Here is a 15,858-nt window from a genome sequence, read left to right on the forward strand (position 1 = left end):
GGCCGCCCGAGCGTGCCCGAAGACCGTGGCGGTGGAGTGCCGGACGGTGGCGAGGGCCCCGGAGCCGGTGGAGCGGACGGGACGGGGGCCGGAACCGGAACCGGTGGAACGGCGGCGGCCCGGACGGGGCGTGGCGGCTGACGGCCGTGCGCCGTCGTACCCGGCGCCTGCGCCGCGCCCTCGTCGCGCTGCTGTGCCTCCTGCCCGCCGCCGCGGCCGTCGGCGCGCTGCTGCTGGGCGCCGAGGGCGTCGGCCGCACCGTGACCGGACGGGCGCACGCCGGAGCGCACGCGCAGGAACCCGGCGCCCGGCCCGAGCAGGCGGCGCCGGCCGGTTCCGCCGTCGCGCACGGAGCGCCCCGGCCGCGCATTGTGCCCCGCTCGGCCTGGCTGGACGCCACCGCGCGGCGCGTGCAGCCGCCCCCGCGCTACGACGACAAGGTCGTCGCCGTCTTCGTCCACCACACCGACTCGCCCAACGGCTACGCCTGCGCCGACGCCCCGCAGATCATCCGCCACCTCTACGCCGGCCAGACCGGCGCCCGCCGCTGGGACGACATCGGCTACAACTTCCTCGTCGACCGCTGCGGCACGATCTACGAGGGCCGCGCCGGGGGCGTCGACCGGGCGGTCACCGGCGCCCACACCCAGGGCTTCAACCACCGCACGGCGGGCATCGCGGCCATCGGCACGTTCACCGCGGGGACGCCCGTGCCGCGCGCCATGACCGATGCGATCGCCGCGCTGGCCGCCTGGAAGCTCGGCCTCGCGGGCGTCGATCCGCGCGGCAGCGTCGCCCTGGTCTCCAGCAACCGGCTCGCCCGCTACACCGCGGGCACCACCGCGCTGCTCCCGGCCCTGGCCGGTCACACCGACGGCTTCCGCACCAACTGTCCGGGCGCCGCCCTCACCGTCCGCCTCCCCGCCATCCGGCAGACGGCGGCCCGCCTCCAGGGCCGTATCTGACCCACGGGCCCGGCAGCCGCCCGGCGGGGACCGCGCGGCCCGGTACACCCGGCGGCCCCGTGCCCCCGGAACCCGCCGCCGCCCGCGCCGCGTCAGTCCCGGAAGCGTTCCCACAGCCGCGGATAGCGCCGGGCCAGCTCGTCGTCGTCCTCGAACGCGACCGGGGTGCCCTCCGGTTCCGCCGGGGCGGGCGGGATACCCAGGTCGGGGGCGACCGTCCCGGTGAGCTGCTCGTAGGCCTCGTCGGCCGCGTACCCCAGCTCCTCGGCGTCGCCGTCGATCTCCTCGTCGAAGTCGCCGAGCAGCCCGGCCAGCGCGTCCGGGTCGTGCAGCGCGCCCTCGAAGACCTCCCGCCCCTGGCCGATCAGCCAGCACCGGAAGAAGTCGAAGGCGTCGTCGCTGGCCCCGTCCAGCAGCACCCAGGCGGCGCCCCACAGGTCCCAGCGGTAGGCGCGGTGGTAGCGGGACTCGAAGTGCCGGGCGAAGTCCAGGACCCGCTCGGGGTCGAACGCGAGCAGCCGCTCCACGAGCAGGTCCGCCTGCTCCTCGGGATCACCCTCGGCGGCCCCGCGCGTCGCGTCGATCAGCTCCCAGAACTCCGTCTCGTCCATCACGGTGTCCAGCATCGGCCCTGCCCCCGCGCGCCGCACGCGGAGCCCGCGGAAGGGCGTCCGCCGCCGCGTCCCCGTCCACGGGCCAGCCCCCGTCCCCATCCCCGTCCATGGGCTCGTACAGCAGGGCCAGGCGCCGGGCGTCGCGGGCGAGGCGGGCGCGCAGGGACGGCGGGGCCAGCACCTCCGCCTCCGGGCCGAGCGCCGTGAGCTGGGCGTGGGCGACCTCCTCGGACTCCACCGGCAGGGTCACCGTGCGCCGCCCGTGCGCGTCGGCGGGAGGGGCACCGGCCAGCGCCGCGCGCGCGGCCACCGGATCGACGACGTGCGCCAGCCGCCGCACACCCTCCTCGGACAGCCGTACGACGGCCTCGGCGCGCAGGATCGAGCGGGCGAACTGCTCGGCGCGCTCCGCCCAGAACGCGGGCAGGTCGAAGCTCTCGTCCCGGGCGAACCCCGCTCCGTCCCCACCCGCTCCGTCCCCCTCCCGAGCCTCCACCGCCGTGAAGCGGTCCACCCGGTAGACGCGGAACCCGGGGGGAGCGGCCGGGGGAGCGGAAGGCGGTTCCCCGCCCGCCGCACGGGCCTCTGCGACCCGCGCGCACAGGTACCAGACCCCCGCCTTCAGCACGAGCCCGTACGGCTCCAGCTCCCGCGTCACCTCGCCCCTGCCGCCGTCCTCGCCCGCCCCGCGCCAGTACCGCACGGTTACGACCCGGTCGGCCCGGACTGCTTCGGCGACGGCGGGCAGCAGCTCGGGCACCTCGGGCTCGCGGAACCAGGCCGGGGCGTCCAGATGGAAGCGCTGCGCCGCCGTGCGCGGGGCGTCGCGCACCGAGGGGAGCAGCGCGGCCGACACCTTCAGCCGGGCGGCCGAGGCGGCGTCCGCCAGCCCCATGTCGCGCAGCGCGTCCGGTACGCCGCTGAGGAACAGCGCCTCCGCCTCGTCGCGCGCCAGACCGGTCAGCCGGGTGCGGTAGCCGCCCACCAGCCGGTAGCCGCCGGCCCGCCCCCGGTCGGCGTAGACCGGAACCCCCGCCTCCGACAGCGCCTGCGCGTCCCGCGTGACGGTCCGCTCCGACACCTCCAGCTCCCGGGCCAGCTCGGCGGCGGTCATCGGCTGCCGCGCCTGGAGCAGCAGCACCATCCTGATCAGCCGGGCGGCACGCATACGGCCATCATGCCGGGCCCCACCGACAACGACGAGGACGCCGGGGACGACGAGGCCGGTGGACGGTGGGGGGACGACGCAGACGGCGGCGGAGGGGTACGGCCGCTGCCGTACCCCTCCGCCGCCTGTCGCGTCCGCCGGCCCTTACAGGCCGTACTTCTCGCGGGCCTCCTTGACCGCCGAGGTCTTCACCTCGCCGCGCCGGGCCAGCTGGGCCAGCGCCGCGACGACGATCGACTCGGCGTCCACACCGAAGTGGCGGCGGGCCGCGTCACGGGTGTCCGACAGACCGAAGCCGTCGGCGCCCAGCGAGGACCAGTCCTGCTCGACCCACTGCGCGATCTGGTCCGGGACCTGGCGCATGTAGTCGGACACGGCCAGCACCGGGCCCTCGGCGCCCTGGAGCGCCTGCCGTACGTACGGCACCCGCTCCTCGCCGCGCAGCAGCGCCGCGTCGGCCTCCAGGGCGTCCCGGCGCAGCTCGGTCCAGGAGGTCGCCGACCACACGTCGGCGGCCACGCCCCACTCCTCGGCCAGCAGCCGCTGCGCGGTCAGCGCCCAGTGGATCGCGGTGCCCGAGCCGAGCAGCTGGATCCGCGGGGCGTTCGCCGGGGCGGACAGACCGGCCGACTCCGCCGTGTTGAAGCGGTACAGGCCCTTGACGATGCCCTCGTCGATGCCGAGACCGGACGGCTTGGCCGGCTGCGGCAGCGGCTCGTTGTAGACGGTGAGGTAGTAGAAGACGTTCTGGTCCTCGCCCTCGGCGGCCTCGCCGTACATCCGGCGCAGGCCCTCCTTGACGACGACCGCGATCTCGTACGCGAACGCCGGGTCGTAGGAGAGCGCCGCCGGGTTGGTCGCGGCGATGACCGGGGAGTGGCCGTCGGCGTGCTGGAGGCCCTCGCCCGTCAGCGTGGTGCGGCCGGCCGTCGCGCCGACGAGGAAGCCGCGGCCGAGCTGGTCGCCGAGCTGCCACATCTGGTCGGCGGTGCGCTGCCAGCCGAACATCGAGTAGAAGATGTAGAACGGGATCATCGCCTCGCCGTGCGTCGCGTACGACGACGAAGCGGCGATGAAGTCGGCCATCGAACCGGCCTCGGTGATCCCCTCGTTGAGGATCTGGCCGTTCTTCGCCTCCTTGTAGTACATCAGCTGGTCGCGGTCGACCGGCTCGTACGTCTGGCCCTTGGGGGAGTAGATCCCGAGGGACGGGAAGAGGCTCTCCATGCCGAAGGTGCGCGCCTCGTCGGGGACGATCGGCACCCAGCGCCGGCCGGTCTCCTTGTCGCGGACCAGGTCCTTGACCAGGCGGACGAAGGCCATGGTGGTGGCCACGTTCTGGGTGCCGGAGCCCTTGTCGAAGGAGGCGAACGCCTTGTCGGCGGGCGCGGGCAGCGGCGCGAGCGGGTGCACCCGGCGGGCCGGGGCCGGGCCGCCGAGGGCCGCGCGGCGCTCCTGGAGGTAGCGCACCTCGGGGGAGTCGGCGCCGGGGTGGCCGTAGGGCACCTGGCCGTCGGCGAAGTCGCTGTCCTTGATGGGCAGGTCGAGGCGGTCGCGCATCGCCTTGAACTCGTCCACCGTCAGCTTCTTCATCTGGTGGTTGGCGTTCTTCGAGGCGAAGCCGTCGCCGAGGGTGTGGCCCTTGACCGTCTGGGCCAGGATCACCGTCGGGGCGCCCTTGTGCTCCAGGGCCGCCTTGTACGCGGCGTAGACCTTGCGGGCCTCGTGGCCGCCGCGGGAGAAGTGGAAGCACTCGACGATCTTGTCGTCGCTGAGCAGCTTCGCCATCTCGGCCAGCGCCGGGTCGGCACCGAAGAAGTCCTGACGGATGTAGGCGGCGTCCCGGGTCTGGTACGTCTGGACCTGGGCGTCCGGCACCTGGCGCAGCCGGCGCAGCAGCGCGCCCGTGGTGTCGAGCTGGAACAGCTCGTCCCAGGCGGTGCCCCACAGCGACTTGACCACGTTCCAGCCGGCGCCGCGGAACTGGGCCTCCAGCTCCTGCACGATCTTGAAGTTGGCGCGGACCGGGCCGTCCAGGCGCTGGAGGTTGCAGTTGATGACGAAGGTCAGGTTGTCCAGACCCTCGCGGGAGGCGAGCGCGAGAGCCGCCGTCGACTCCGGCTCGTCCATCTCGCCGTCGCCGAGGAACGCCCACACGTGCGAGGACGAGACGTCCTTGATGCCGCGGTTGGTGAGGTACCGGTTGAAGCGCGCCTGGTAGATCGCCGACAGCGGGCCGAGGCCCATGGAGACGGTCGGGAACTCCCACAGCCAGGGCAGGCGCCGCGGGTGCGGGTAGGACGGCAGGCCGTTGCCGCCGGCCTCCTGGCGGAAGTGGTCCAGGTGCTGCTCGGTGAGCCGGCCGTCGAGGAAGGCGCGGGCGTAGATGCCCGGGGAGGCGTGGCCCTGGATGTACAGCTGGTCGCCGGAGCCGTCGCCCTCCTTGCCGTGGAAGAAGTGGTTGAAGCCGGTCTCGTACAGCCAGGCCGCCGAGGCGAAGGTGGCGATGTGGCCGCCGACGCCGTACTTGGAGCCACGGGTCACCATCGCCGCCGCGTTCCACCGGTTCCACGCGGTGATACGGGCCTCCAGGGCCTCGTCACCGGGGACGGCCGGCTCCGCGGCGGTCGGGATGGAGTTGACGTAGTCCGTCTCCAGCAGCTTGGGCAGGGCGACACCAGTGCCCTCCGCGCGCTCCAGCGTGCGGCGCATCAGGTACGCCGCGCGGTGCGGCCCGGCCGCCCGGGCGACGGCGTCCAGGGAGGCCCGCCACTCGGCGGTCTCCTCGGGGTCGCGGTCCGGGAGCTGGTCGAGCTCGCTCGGCTGGATGGCGTTGGGGTCGGTCATGTCGCCGCCTTCCTCAGTCGAAGGGGGTTCCCTCATCTGGTAAGGGTTCGGGGGTGCCCTAGGTCTTTGGCAGGACAGGGCGGAGGGCCCTGGTCAGAGCCCGTCGCCGACTGTAACCCCCTGATCGATGATCGATCAAAGGGTTGAGGGGGAAAACCTCTCGATTCCGAGAAAGTCGGCACCCGGTGCCTTTCGGACAGGCACGCCGTGCCGCCATTTTCGAACTGTTTCCGCAGGTGAGCGGGGAAGTGCTCGACTGGCGTCAGGGGCGCGGAGCGCACCCCAGGACATGCGCCTTGACCAGTTCCGCGATCCGCGGATCACGCCGCCGGAACGCCTGCACCAGCTCCTCGTGCTCCTCCGCGTACGACTGCTGCACCGTGCCCAGCCAGCGGATCGACAGCGCCGTGAACACCTCGATGCCCAGCCCCTCCCAGGTGTGCAGCAGCACCGAGTTCCCGGCGGCGCGCACCAGCTCCCGGTGGAAGCCCACGGTGTGCCGCACCTGCGCCGTCCCGTCGGCGCGCCGGTCGGCCTCGTAGAGCGCGGACACGTGCGGCTCCAGGGCCGAGCAGTCCTCCGCGAGCCGTCCGGCGGCCAGCTCCGCCGCTATGGCCTCCAGACCGGCCCGGACCGGGTAGCTCTCCTCCAGGTCGGCGGCGGTCAGATTGCGCACCCGGACGCCCTTGTTGGGCGCCGACTCGATCAGCCGCAGCGACTCCAGCTCGCGCAGCGCCTCCCGCACCGGCGTCTGGCTGACCTCCAGCTCGGTCGCGATCCGCCGCTCCACGATCCGCTCGCCCGGCTTCCAGCGCCCGCTGACGATCCCCTCCACGATGTGCTCGCGGATCTGCTCGCGCAGCGAGTGGACGACGGGCGCGGTCATGGAGGCTCCTTAACACGGGACCGAAGTCGGCCCCCGGGGGCATTGACGCTTAGACAATACGGCGGTCCGCGCACGGCGGAAGGGCGCATACGGGCGCTTTCACGCAGGTGAGACGAGGCTTACACGCCGTGATGGCCAAGAAACGGCAAACGGCGGCGCCCCCGCCCGGAGTGCTCCGGACGGGGGCGCCGCACCAGCTCCCTGCGGGGAGCGGACAGGTCAGAGGCCCAGCTCGACCTCGAACTCGCCCGCCTCCAGGATCGCCTTGACCGCCGTCAGGTAACGGGCCGCGTCGGCGCCGTCCACCAGGCGGTGGTCGTAGGAGAGGGTCAGGTAGGTCATGTCGCGGACGCCGATGACCGTGCCCTCCTCGGTCTCGATGACGGCCGGACGCTTGACCGTGGCACCGATGCCGAGGATCGCGACCTGGCCCGGCGGCACGATGATCGTGTCGAAGAGCGCGCCGCGCGAACCGGTGTTGGAGATGGTGAAGGTCGCACCGGACAGCTCGTCCGGCGTGATCTTGCTGGCCCGGACCTTGCCCGCCAGCTCGGCCGTGGCCTTGGCGATACCGGCGATGTTGAGGTCACCGGCGTGCTTGATGACCGGGGTCATCAGGCCCTTCTCGGAGTCCACCGCGATACCGACGCTCTCGGTGTCGAAGTAGGTGATGGTCCCCTCGGCCTCGTTGATCTTGGCGTTGATGGCCGGGTGGGCCTTCAGCGCCTGCGCGGCGGCCTTGACGAAGAACGGCATCGGGGAGAGCTTGACGCCCTCGCGCGCCGCGAAGGAGTCCTTCGCCTGGGCGCGCAGCCGCATCAGCCGGGTCACGTCGACCTCGACCACCGAGGACAGCTGCGCCTGCTCGTGCAGGGCCTTGACCATGTTGTCGCCGATGACCTTGCGGATCCGCGGCATCTTCACGGTCTGGCCGCGCAGCGGGGAGGCTTCCAGGGCGGGGGCCTTCTTCGCGGCGGGCGCGGCAGCGGCGGCGGGGGCCGGGGCGGCGGCCGGGGTCTTCGCGGCCTCGGCGGCGGCGAGCACGTCCTGCTTGCGGATGCGTCCGCCGACGCCGGTGCCCTTGACGGCGCCCAGGTCGACGCCGTTCTCGGCGGCGAGCTTGCGCACCAGCGGGGTCACGTAGGCACCGTCGTCGGTCGCCTGGGCGGCCGGGGCGGGGGCGGCCGGAGCGGCGGCCGGGGCCGGGGCGGGCGCCGGAGCCGGGGCGGCCGGGGCCTGCGGGGCCGGGGCCGGAGCGGCGGGCGCCTGCGGGGCCGGGGCGGGAGCGGGGGCCGCGGGCGCCTGCGGGGCGGCCGGTTCCGGAGCCGGAGCCGGGGCCGCGGGGGCCGGGGCGGGGGCGGCCGGAGCCGGAGCGGCCGCGGGAGCGGCACCCGGGGCACCGATGACGGCGAGCTTGGCGCCGACCTCGGCGGTCTCGTCCTCGCCGACCACGATCTCCAGGAGCACGCCGGAGGTGGGCGCCGGGATCTCGGTGTCGACCTTGTCCGTGGAGACCTCGAGCAGCGGCTCATCGGCCTCGACGGAGTCGCCGACCGACTTCAGCCAGCGGGTGACGGTGCCCTCGGTGACGGACTCACCGAGTGCGGGCAGGACCACGTCCGTGCCCTCGGCGCCACCGGCGGGGGCGGCGGGCGCCTCCGCGGCAGGGGCCGGGGCAGGGGCGGCGGGGGCCTCGGCGGCGGGGGCCGGGGCGGGCTCGGCGGCCGGGGCGGGAGCGGCCTCGGCGGCGGGCGCCTCGGCAGCGGCGGGGGCGCCCGAGCCGTCGTCGATGACGGCCAGCTCGGCGCCGACCTCCACCGTCTCGTCCTCGGCGACCTTGATGGAGGCCAGCACACCGGCGGCCGGCGAGGGGATCTCGGTGTCGACCTTGTCGGTCGAGACCTCGAGCAGCGGCTCGTCGGCCTCGACGCGCTCGCCCTCGGCCTTCAGCCAGCGGGTGACAGTGCCCTCGGTGACGCTCTCGCCGAGCGCCGGCAGGGTTACGGAAACCGCCATGGTTTCGGTTGCTCCTTACGAAGTACGGAAGTCTGTGTCGTCGCGCCCGTTGACCGAAGGCTCAGTCGTGGGAGTGGAGGGGCTTGCCGGCCAGGGCCAGGTGGGCCTCGCCGAGCGCCTCGTTCTGCGTCGGGTGGGCGTGGATGAGCTGCGCGACCTCGGCCGGCAGCGCCTCCCAGTTGTAGATCAGCTGCGCTTCGCCGACCTGCTCGCCCATGCGGTCGCCGACCATGTGGACGCCGACCACGGCACCGTCCTTGACCTGGACGAGCTTGATCTCGCCCGCGGTCTTGAGGATCTTGCTCTTTCCGTTGCCCGCCAGGTTGTACTTCAGGGCGACGACCTTGTCCGCGCCGTGGATCTCCTTGGCCTTGGCCTCGGTGATGCCGACGGAGGCGACCTCCGGGTGGCAGTACGTGACCCGGGGGACACCGTCGTAGTCGATCGGGACGGTCTTCAGACCGGCCAGACGCTCCGCCACCAGGATGCCCTCGGCGAAGCCGACGTGCGCGAGCTGGAGGGTGGGGACCAGGTCGCCGACGGCCGAGACGGTCGGGACGTTGGTGCGCATGTACTCGTCGACCAGGACGTAGCCGCGGTCCATGGCGACCCCGGCCTCCTCGTAGCCCAGGCCCTGGGAGACCGGGCCGCGGCCGATGGCGACGAGCAGGACCTCGGCCTCGAACTCCTTGCCGTCGGCGAGGGTGACCTTGACGCCGTCCTGGGTGTACTCCGCCTTCTCGAAGAAGGTGCCCAGGTTGAACTTGATGCCCCGCTTGCGGAAGGCGCGCTCCAGCAGCTTGGAGCTGTTCTCGTCCTCGACCGGGACGAGGTGCTTGAGCCCCTCGACGATGGTGACGTCGGTGCCGAAGGACTTCCACGCGGAGGCGAACTCGACGCCGATGACACCGCCGCCGAGGATGATCGCGGACTTCGGCACCCGGTCCAGCACGAGGGCGTGGTCGGAGGAGATGACGCGGTTGCCGTCGATGGTCAGGCCGGGCAGGGACTTCGGCACGGAACCGGTCGCCAGGAGGACGTGGCGGCCCTGGATCCGCTGGCCGTTGACATCGACGGAGGTCGGGGAGGACAGCCGGCCCTCACCCTCGATGTACGTCACCTTGCGGGAGGCGATGAGCCCCTGGAGCCCCTTGTACAGGCCCGAGATGACCTCGTCCTTGTACTTCTGGACGGCCGGGACGTCGATGCCCTCGAAGGTGGCCTTGACACCGAACTGCTCGCTCTCGCGGGCCTGGTCGGCGATCTCGCCCGCGTGCAGCAGGGCCTTGGTGGGGATGCACCCCTTGTGCAGGCAGGTACCGCCGACCTTGTCCTTCTCGATCAGGGCGACGTCCAGGCCCAGCTGCGCCCCGCGCAGGGCCGCGGCGTAACCGCCGCTGCCACCGCCGAGGATCACTAGGTCGAAAACGGTGCTGGCGTCGTTCGCCACGTCACGTCCTCCATGCATGTGCGCCGTGCCGGTCGTCGGTGACCGGCGGGCGGCTTGTGTCCGGCCGCTCGTTCTTCGGCCCTTTGGGTGGGGGCCCTGTCCTGCCGACGCCCATCTTCGCACTTGTCGGGGGTGAACGAGACGCGGGGCCGGGGTGTGAGACATACCACCCGCCGCACGCACCGGGACGCGGGGGCGCGCCGTGCGCCGGACGCGGCGGCCCCGGGTGCGCCGGGCACCCGGGGCCGCCGCGGTGCGGGAGCGGGCCTCAGCCCAGGTCGCCCGCGGCCGTCAGCTCGGCCAGCCGGACCAGGGTGCGCACCGCGCTGCCCGTGCCGCCCTTGGGGGTGTAGCCGAAGGGGCCCTGCTCGTTGAAGGCCGGACCGGCGATGTCCAGGTGGGCCCAGGTGATGCCCTCGCCGATGAACTCGCGCAGGAACAGACCGGCGACCAGGCCGCCGCCCATCCGCTCGCCCATGTTGGCGATGTCGGCGGTCGGGGAGTCCATGCCCTTGCGCAGGTGCTCGGGCAGCGGCATCGGCCACGCCTCCTCGCCGACCTCCTCGGCGGCCTCGTGGATCGCGGAGCGGAACGCGTCGTCGTTCGCCATGATCCCGAAGGTGCGGTTGCCGAGCGCCAGCACCATCGCGCCGGTCAGCGTCGCGACGTCCACGATGGCGTCCGGCTTCTCCTGCGAGGCGGCCCACAGCGCGTCCGCGAGCACCAGCCGGCCCTCGGCGTCGGTGTTGAGCACCTCCACCGTCTTGCCGCTGAACATGCGCAGCACGTCACCGGGGCGGGTGGCGGAACCGGAGGGCATGTTCTCGGCCAGCGCCAGCCAGCCGGTCACGTTGACCTCCAGGCCCAGCCGGGCGGCGGCGACGACGGCGGCGAAGACCGCGGCGGCACCGGCCATGTCGCACTTCATCGTCTCGTTGTGACCGGCCGGCTTGAGCGAGATGCCGCCCGAGTCGTAGGTGATGCCCTTGCCGACGAGCGCCAGGTGCTTCTTCGCCTTCGAGCTGGTGTACGACAGCTTGACCAGGCGCGGCCCGGCCGCCGAACCGGCGCCGACGCCGAGGATGCCGCCGTAGCCGCCCTTGGCGAGCGCCTTCTCGTCCAGCACCTGGATCTTCAGGCCGTGCGCCTTGGCCGCGTCCTGCGCGACGGCGGCGAACGAGGCCGGGTTCAGGTCGTTGGGCGGGGTGTTGATGAGGTCGCGGGCGCGGTTCAGCTCCTCGGCGAGGGCGGTGGCGCGCTCGATCGCCGCCTTGAACGCCTTGTCGCGGGGCTTGCCGCCGAGCAGCACGGCGTCGGCCAGCGGCGCCTTGCCGCCGCGGCCCTTGGCGTCCTTGCCCTCCTCCTTGTACGTGTCGAAGGAGTACGCGCCCAGCAGCGCGCCCTCGGCGACCGCGCCGGCGTCGGCGGCGTCCGCGAGCGGCAGCGCGAACGCGGCCTTCTTCGCACCGGTGAGGGCGCGGGCGGCCACACCGGCGGCCCGGCGCAGCGCCTCGGCGTCGAACCCGGCGTCCTTCTCGGGCTCGGCGCCCAGGCCCACCGCGAGGACGAGCGGGGCCTTGAAGCCGGACGGCGCGGGCAGCTTCGTGACCTCGCCCTCGGCCCCGGAGGCGCCGAGGGTCTCCAGGACGGCGGCGAGCTTGCCGTCGTAGGCCGCGTCGACGGCCTCGGCGCCCGGTGCGAGGACCAGGGTCCCGGACCTGGATGTGCCCTTGGCGACACCGACGACGATCGCGTCGGCGCGCAGGCCGGGCGCCGCGGCGGTGCTGAGAGTGAGAGCAGTCACGGTGGTGATTTCTCGCTTCCCTGTGAAAGGTGGTTGGCCGAATACGGGTGGGTCGACCGGGCCCGACGACCGACCTCAGGCCCTGTCGGACCCGACTCCATCTGCGGTGCGGTCTGCACCCGGGCAGGCAATCACCCGGCACGAGCCTACGCGCGTCCGCACGCCGATCCGTCGCGTGGTCTTCACCCGGCGGCGGCACGGCCGTCACCGGATGCCCCGCGCACCGCCGCACCATGCGTGCGCGGGAGGCCGCCGGGAAGCCAACTGCCCTGGCGGCGGGGTGCGGTGGGGCATCGGCGATGATCGAATGGTGCACACCCCCACGGATCACCCCACCACCCGTCCTGCCCGCCGCCCCGCCGCTCCCGCCGGATTCCGGTCCGCCGCCCGCCCGGCCGCGCTCGTCGCGCTCGTCCTCCTGCTGCTCGCCGGATGCGGGAGCGGCCCGCGCGACGGCGGCGACGGCGGCGACGGCAAGTCGCGTACCGGGAAGGCCACCGCGTCCCCGGCGGACCGCTGGCGCCCCCGGCCGGGCACCAGTTGGCAGTGGCAGCTCAGCGGCCGGCTCGACACCTCGGTGGACGCGGCGGTCTACGACATCGACGGCTTCGACCACTCGAAGGAGACGGTCGCCGCACTGCACCGCGCGGGCCGCAAGGTCATCTGCTACGTCTCCACCGGCGCCTGGGAGGACTTCCGGCCCGACGCCGGACGTTTCCCCGCCCCGGTGCTCGGCGAGGGCAACGGCTGGAAGGGCGAGCGCTGGTTCGACATCCGCCGCACCGACGTCCTCCGGCCGCTGCTGGCGGCCCGCCTCGACATGTGCAGGGACAAGGGCTTCGACGCGGTGGAGCCGGACAACATGGACGGCTACAGGAACCGCACCGGATTCCCGCTCACCGCCGCCGACCAGCTCCGCTACAACCGCCTCGTCGCCTCCCTCGCCCACGCGCGCGGCATGTCGGTCGGCCTGAAGAACGACCTGGACCAGATCCCCGAGCTGGTGGGCGACTTCGACTTCGCGGTCAACGAACAGTGCGCCCAGTACGGCGAGTGCGCGCGGCTCAAGCCGTTCGTCGCGGCCGGCAAGGCCGTCTTCCACACCGAGTACGAACTGCCCACCGGCCGCTTCTGCGCGCGGTCCCGCGAGCTGGAACTGAGCTCCCTGCTCAAGAAGTACGAGCTGGGGGCGTGGCGCCGGGCGTGCTGAACCCCGTACCCGACGGGGGGAACCCGGGGCCGGGCGGGGGAGGCAATCCCGGGCCGCCGCCGGGCCGGGGAAGTCCCTGGCCGCCGCCGGGCGCGGGGTATCCCGGGGCGGCGATCGGCGGGTACCCCGGGTCCGCGGGCGGCGGGAACCCCGGCGCGGCGGGCGCCGGGAACGCCGGACCCGGCGGTGCGTCCGGCGCGGTGAGGTCCGGGGCCGTGCGGAGCGGTGCGCCGGGGGCGGCGCCCAGCCACAGCCCGGTGACCGACGTCCGCGCCAGCCGGTCGGCCAGCGAGCGGCGCCCGCGGAACAGCACCGGCAGCGCGTTGACCAGGAAGAGCAGCACGGCCACCGCCCACACCAGCACCGACAGCAGGAAGTGCCCCTCGATCAGCAGCACGCAGGCCACCGCGTAGACGGCGACGTCGGCCGCGGTGGTGACGGCGGCCCGGACCGCGGCCGAGCGGCCCCGCCGGGACAGCGTCGACAGCGGGGCGACCTTCAGCCCGAGCAGCGCCTTGCCCGCCGTGCGCCCGGCCAGCGCCAGGCAGGCCCACTGGTAGAGGAAGGTGGCGAGCACCAGCAGCGCGAAGCCCTGCTCCACGTACAGCACGGCCTTGTTCCACAGCGAGAGGCCCAGGTGCTCGGAGCTGCCGACGACGTCACCGCGCGAGCCGAGCAGATCCAGGCCGCCGCGCGTGGCCAGCTCGGGTACGTCGGTGACCAGGGCGGCGATCCGGTGGAAGGTGAGCACGGCGAGCGCGGAGGCCGCCGCGACCACCAGCGCGAAGTCGATCAACCAGGCCATGACACGGCGTAGCTTCGGCACAGACGTCCCCCGATCCCGTCACCCGTTGTCTGTTCCGCTGTTCAGACTAGCGAGCGGGGGACGGGCGGCCGAAGGGTCCGGCGGGAATCGTTTCAGCCCAGTGACACGACGAGCAGCGCGCAGGTCGCCGCCGTCTCGGCGAGGCCGCCGAAGACGTCGCCGGTCACGCCGCCGAAGCGGCGCGTGCAGTGCCGCAGCAGCAGTTCCGCGGCGCCGAGCGCGGCGAGCACCGCAGCGGCCGCGCGCCAGGCGGTGCCCGTGCCGAGGGCCGCGCCCGCCGCGCCCGCCGCCAGGGTGACGGCGAGCGCCACGGCCAGCGCGGCGGGCACCGGCACCACCCCGGCGACGGCCGCGCCCAGCCCCTCGGGCCGGGCGGCGGGCACCCCGGTGCGCGCGGCCAGGGTCAGCGCCAGCCGGGCGGCGGCCGCCGCGACGACGGCCGCGAGGGCGCCTCTCGCCCACGATCCGGCGTACGCCTGGGTGAGGGCGGCCACCTGGGCGAGCAGCACGAACAGCAGGGTGATCACGCCGAAGGGGCCGATGTCCGACTGCTTCATGATGCGCAGCGCGTCCGCGGCGGGCTTGCCGCTGCCCAGCCCGTCGGCGGTGTCCGCGAGCCCGTCCAGATGCAGACCACGGGTCAGGACGGCGGGCACGGCGGCGGTGGCGACGGCGGCGAGCAGCGGAGCGGCCCCGAGCAGGTGCAGCAGCAGCCCGGCGCCCGCCGCGGCCACGCCCACCACGAGCCCGGCGACCGGCGCGCACAGCATCCCCCCGCGCGCCGCCCCCCGGTCCCAGCGGTGCACCCGGACCGGCAGCACGGTCAGCGTGCCGAAGGCGAACCGCGGCCCGTGCGTCCACGAGCCCGGCGGGGGAGAGGACGGGGAGGAGGGCGCGGTCGACGGGGACGAGGGGGACGAGGGGGACGAGGGGTCGGACACGCGGGCAGACTACGGGAGGGGCGCGCGCGGCGGGCCGGTGGGCGGGCGACCGCCCGGCGGACGGGGCAGACTGCTGTCCATGGGGCACTGGCTGTACCGCAACATCGTCGAACCCGGCAAACTGCCCCTGCTCCTGGCGCTGGGCGCGTTCGTCGCCACCTTCCTGATCACCCGTGTCATCACCCGTCTCATCCGGGCCGGCCGGGGCCCCTTCGGGAACGTCAAGGCGGGCGGGCTGCACATCCACCATGTCGTCCCCGGAGTCGTCCTCGCCGTCCTGGGCGGCTTCGGCGCGATCGCCACCAGCAGCAGGCACGGCGTGGGCGCCTCGGTGTTCGCGGTGATCTTCGGTACGGGCGTGGGTCTCGTCCTGGACGAGTTCGCGCTGCTGCTGCACCTGGACGACGTCTACTGGACCGAGGAGGGCCGCAAGAGCGTCGAGGTGGTGGTCCTCACCGCGGCCCTGGTCGGACTGGTCCTCGCCGGGTTCTCCCCGTTCGGCGTCAACGACGTCACCCCCGGTGAACTCCAGGACCGCGGGACGGTCATCGCGGGCGTGGCCGCGAACTTCCTCCTCTCCCTGGTGGCGCTCGGCAAGGGCAAGCTGCGCCTGGCGGTCTTCGGCGTGATCGTGCCCTTCGTCGCCCTGGTCGGCGCCGTCCGGCTGGCCCGGCCCGGCTCCTACTGGGCCCGGCACCTCTACCGCCACCGCCCGCGCGCCCGCGCCCGCGCCGCCCTCCGCGCCCACCGCCACGACCGCCGCTGGGCGGCACCCCGCCGCGCCTTCCAGGACTGGATCGCCGGCAAACCGACCACGTCCCCGCCCGCCCTCCCGACGGCGGGCCCGCCCCCCTTGACGGAACCGCGCCCCACCCCGGAGACGGACCCCGCCCCGCGCCCGGAACCGGGCGGAGCCCCCGTCCGGGACGCGGAGCCGGGAACAGACCCGGGGGAGGGACGAGGCCGAGGGAGCCGGGGGAAGGGACGAGGCCGGGGGAAGGGCCGGGATCCGGGTGGGGGCGCGGCCCGGACCTGAGGCCGGTCCTGGGCGGGACCCGGCGCGAGCGGTGCGGCGGGGGCCGGGTTCGGGTGGCCTGGCTCTGGCGTGGTCCGGTGCGGGTCCGGTGCGGG

General features: G+C 74.1%; 11 protein-coding genes and 1 pseudogene. 3 read left to right on the top strand and 9 right to left on the bottom strand.

Annotation, left to right across the window (positions count from 1 at the left end):
* Nucleotides 1–146: 146 nt before the first annotated feature.
* Nucleotides 147–965, top strand: coding sequence for a peptidoglycan recognition protein (locus tag B086_RS0115720; RefSeq protein ID WP_018567375.1), 819 nt, complete (start codon nucleotides 147–149; stop codon nucleotides 963–965).
* Nucleotides 966–1,057: 92 nt separating this feature from the next.
* Here the strand turns inward: B086_RS0115720 and B086_RS0115725 are convergent, their stop codons facing one another.
* The 7 genes from B086_RS0115725 to B086_RS0115755 all read right to left on the bottom strand — a co-directional run bounded on the left by B086_RS0115725 (nucleotide 1,058) and on the right by B086_RS0115755 (nucleotide 11,750).
* Nucleotides 1,058–1,576: a DUF4240 domain-containing protein gene (locus B086_RS0115725; RefSeq protein ID WP_018567376.1), complete on the bottom strand. Its 519-nt coding sequence runs from the start codon at nucleotides 1,574–1,576 to the stop codon at nucleotides 1,058–1,060.
* The gene (locus tag B086_RS0115730; protein ID WP_018567377.1) at nucleotides 1,518–2,747 is read right to left on the bottom strand and encodes a helix-turn-helix transcriptional regulator; all 1,230 of its coding nucleotides are present in this window, start codon (nucleotides 2,745–2,747) and stop codon (nucleotides 1,518–1,520) included. Before B086_RS0115730 ends, B086_RS0115725 begins: the two co-directional genes overlap by 59 nt.
* A 144-nt stretch (nucleotides 2,748–2,891) precedes the next feature.
* The gene (gene aceE / locus B086_RS0115735) at nucleotides 2,892–5,594 is read right to left on the bottom strand and encodes a pyruvate dehydrogenase (acetyl-transferring), homodimeric type (protein ID WP_018567378.1); all 2,703 of its coding nucleotides are present in this window, start codon (nucleotides 5,592–5,594) and stop codon (nucleotides 2,892–2,894) included.
* A 262-nt stretch (nucleotides 5,595–5,856) separates the two neighbouring features.
* Nucleotides 5,857–6,480: a GntR family transcriptional regulator gene (locus tag B086_RS0115740; RefSeq protein WP_018567379.1), complete on the bottom strand. Its 624-nt coding sequence runs from the start codon at nucleotides 6,478–6,480 to the stop codon at nucleotides 5,857–5,859.
* Nucleotides 6,481–6,699: 219 nt separating this feature from the next.
* Nucleotides 6,700–8,496: a 2-oxoglutarate dehydrogenase, E2 component, dihydrolipoamide succinyltransferase gene (gene sucB / locus B086_RS0115745; protein ID WP_018567380.1), complete on the bottom strand. Its 1,797-nt coding sequence runs from the start codon at nucleotides 8,494–8,496 to the stop codon at nucleotides 6,700–6,702.
* A gap of 61 nt (nucleotides 8,497–8,557) precedes the next feature.
* Nucleotides 8,558–9,946, bottom strand: a complete 1,389-nt coding sequence (lpdA, locus tag B086_RS0115750) for a dihydrolipoyl dehydrogenase (RefSeq protein ID WP_018567381.1) — start codon at nucleotides 9,944–9,946, stop codon at nucleotides 8,558–8,560.
* Between the two features lie 268 nt (nucleotides 9,947–10,214).
* The gene (locus B086_RS0115755) at nucleotides 10,215–11,750 is read right to left on the bottom strand and encodes a leucyl aminopeptidase (RefSeq protein ID WP_018567382.1); all 1,536 of its coding nucleotides are present in this window, start codon (nucleotides 11,748–11,750) and stop codon (nucleotides 10,215–10,217) included.
* Between the two features lie 307 nt (nucleotides 11,751–12,057).
* Between B086_RS0115755 and B086_RS0115760 the strand changes: the two genes are divergently transcribed.
* Nucleotides 12,058–12,960, top strand: coding sequence for an endo alpha-1,4 polygalactosaminidase (locus B086_RS0115760; RefSeq protein ID WP_018567383.1), 903 nt, complete (start codon nucleotides 12,058–12,060; stop codon nucleotides 12,958–12,960).
* Here B086_RS0115760 and B086_RS45915 read toward each other — a convergent pair.
* Both B086_RS45915 and B086_RS0115770 read right to left on the bottom strand, forming a co-directional pair.
* Entirely contained in the window at nucleotides 12,920–13,765 is an 846-nt protein-coding gene (locus B086_RS45915; RefSeq protein ID WP_037873575.1) for an RDD family protein, read from the bottom strand. The two genes, B086_RS0115760 and B086_RS45915, sit on opposite strands and share 41 nt — an antisense overlap.
* Nucleotides 13,766–13,878: 113 nt before the next feature.
* On the bottom strand, nucleotides 13,879–14,727 hold the full coding sequence (locus B086_RS0115770) for an adenosylcobinamide-GDP ribazoletransferase (RefSeq protein WP_026252466.1): 849 nt from the start codon (nucleotides 14,725–14,727) through the stop codon (nucleotides 13,879–13,881).
* 79 nt (nucleotides 14,728–14,806) lie between these two features.
* On the opposite strand from B086_RS0115770, the pseudogene B086_RS40085 reads away from it, so the two are divergent.
* Nucleotides 14,807–15,562 (top strand): annotated as a pseudogene (locus tag B086_RS40085) (hypothetical protein); the annotation flags it as partial.
* Between the last annotated feature and the right edge of the window lie 296 nt (nucleotides 15,563–15,858).

This window comes from Streptomyces sp. PsTaAH-124 (genome assembly GCF_000373685.1).
In the GTDB taxonomy this organism is placed as follows: Bacteria; Actinomycetota; Actinomycetes; order Streptomycetales; family Streptomycetaceae; genus Streptomyces; species Streptomyces andamanensis.

Bases quoted from the DNA above. Each gene is read 5' to 3' on its own strand.
- B086_RS0115725 (WP_018567376.1), bottom strand. From the start codon at position 1,576: ATGGACGAGACGGAGTTCTGGGAGCTGATCGACGCGACGCGCGGGGCC.
- B086_RS0115730 (WP_018567377.1), bottom strand. From the start codon at position 2,747: ATGCGTGCCGCCCGGCTGATCAGGATGGTGCTGCTGCTCCAGGCGCGG.
- aceE (WP_018567378.1), bottom strand. From the start codon at position 5,594: ATGACCGACCCCAACGCCATCCAGCCGAGCGAGCTCGACCAGCTCCCG.
- B086_RS0115740 (WP_018567379.1), bottom strand. From the start codon at position 6,480: ATGACCGCGCCCGTCGTCCACTCGCTGCGCGAGCAGATCCGCGAGCAC.
- sucB (WP_018567380.1), bottom strand. From the start codon at position 8,496: ATGGCGGTTTCCGTAACCCTGCCGGCGCTCGGCGAGAGCGTCACCGAG.
- B086_RS0115760 (WP_018567383.1), top strand. From the start codon at position 12,058: ATGGTGCACACCCCCACGGATCACCCCACCACCCGTCCTGCCCGCCGC.
- B086_RS45915 (WP_037873575.1), bottom strand. From the start codon at position 13,765: ATGGCCTGGTTGATCGACTTCGCGCTGGTGGTCGCGGCGGCCTCCGCG.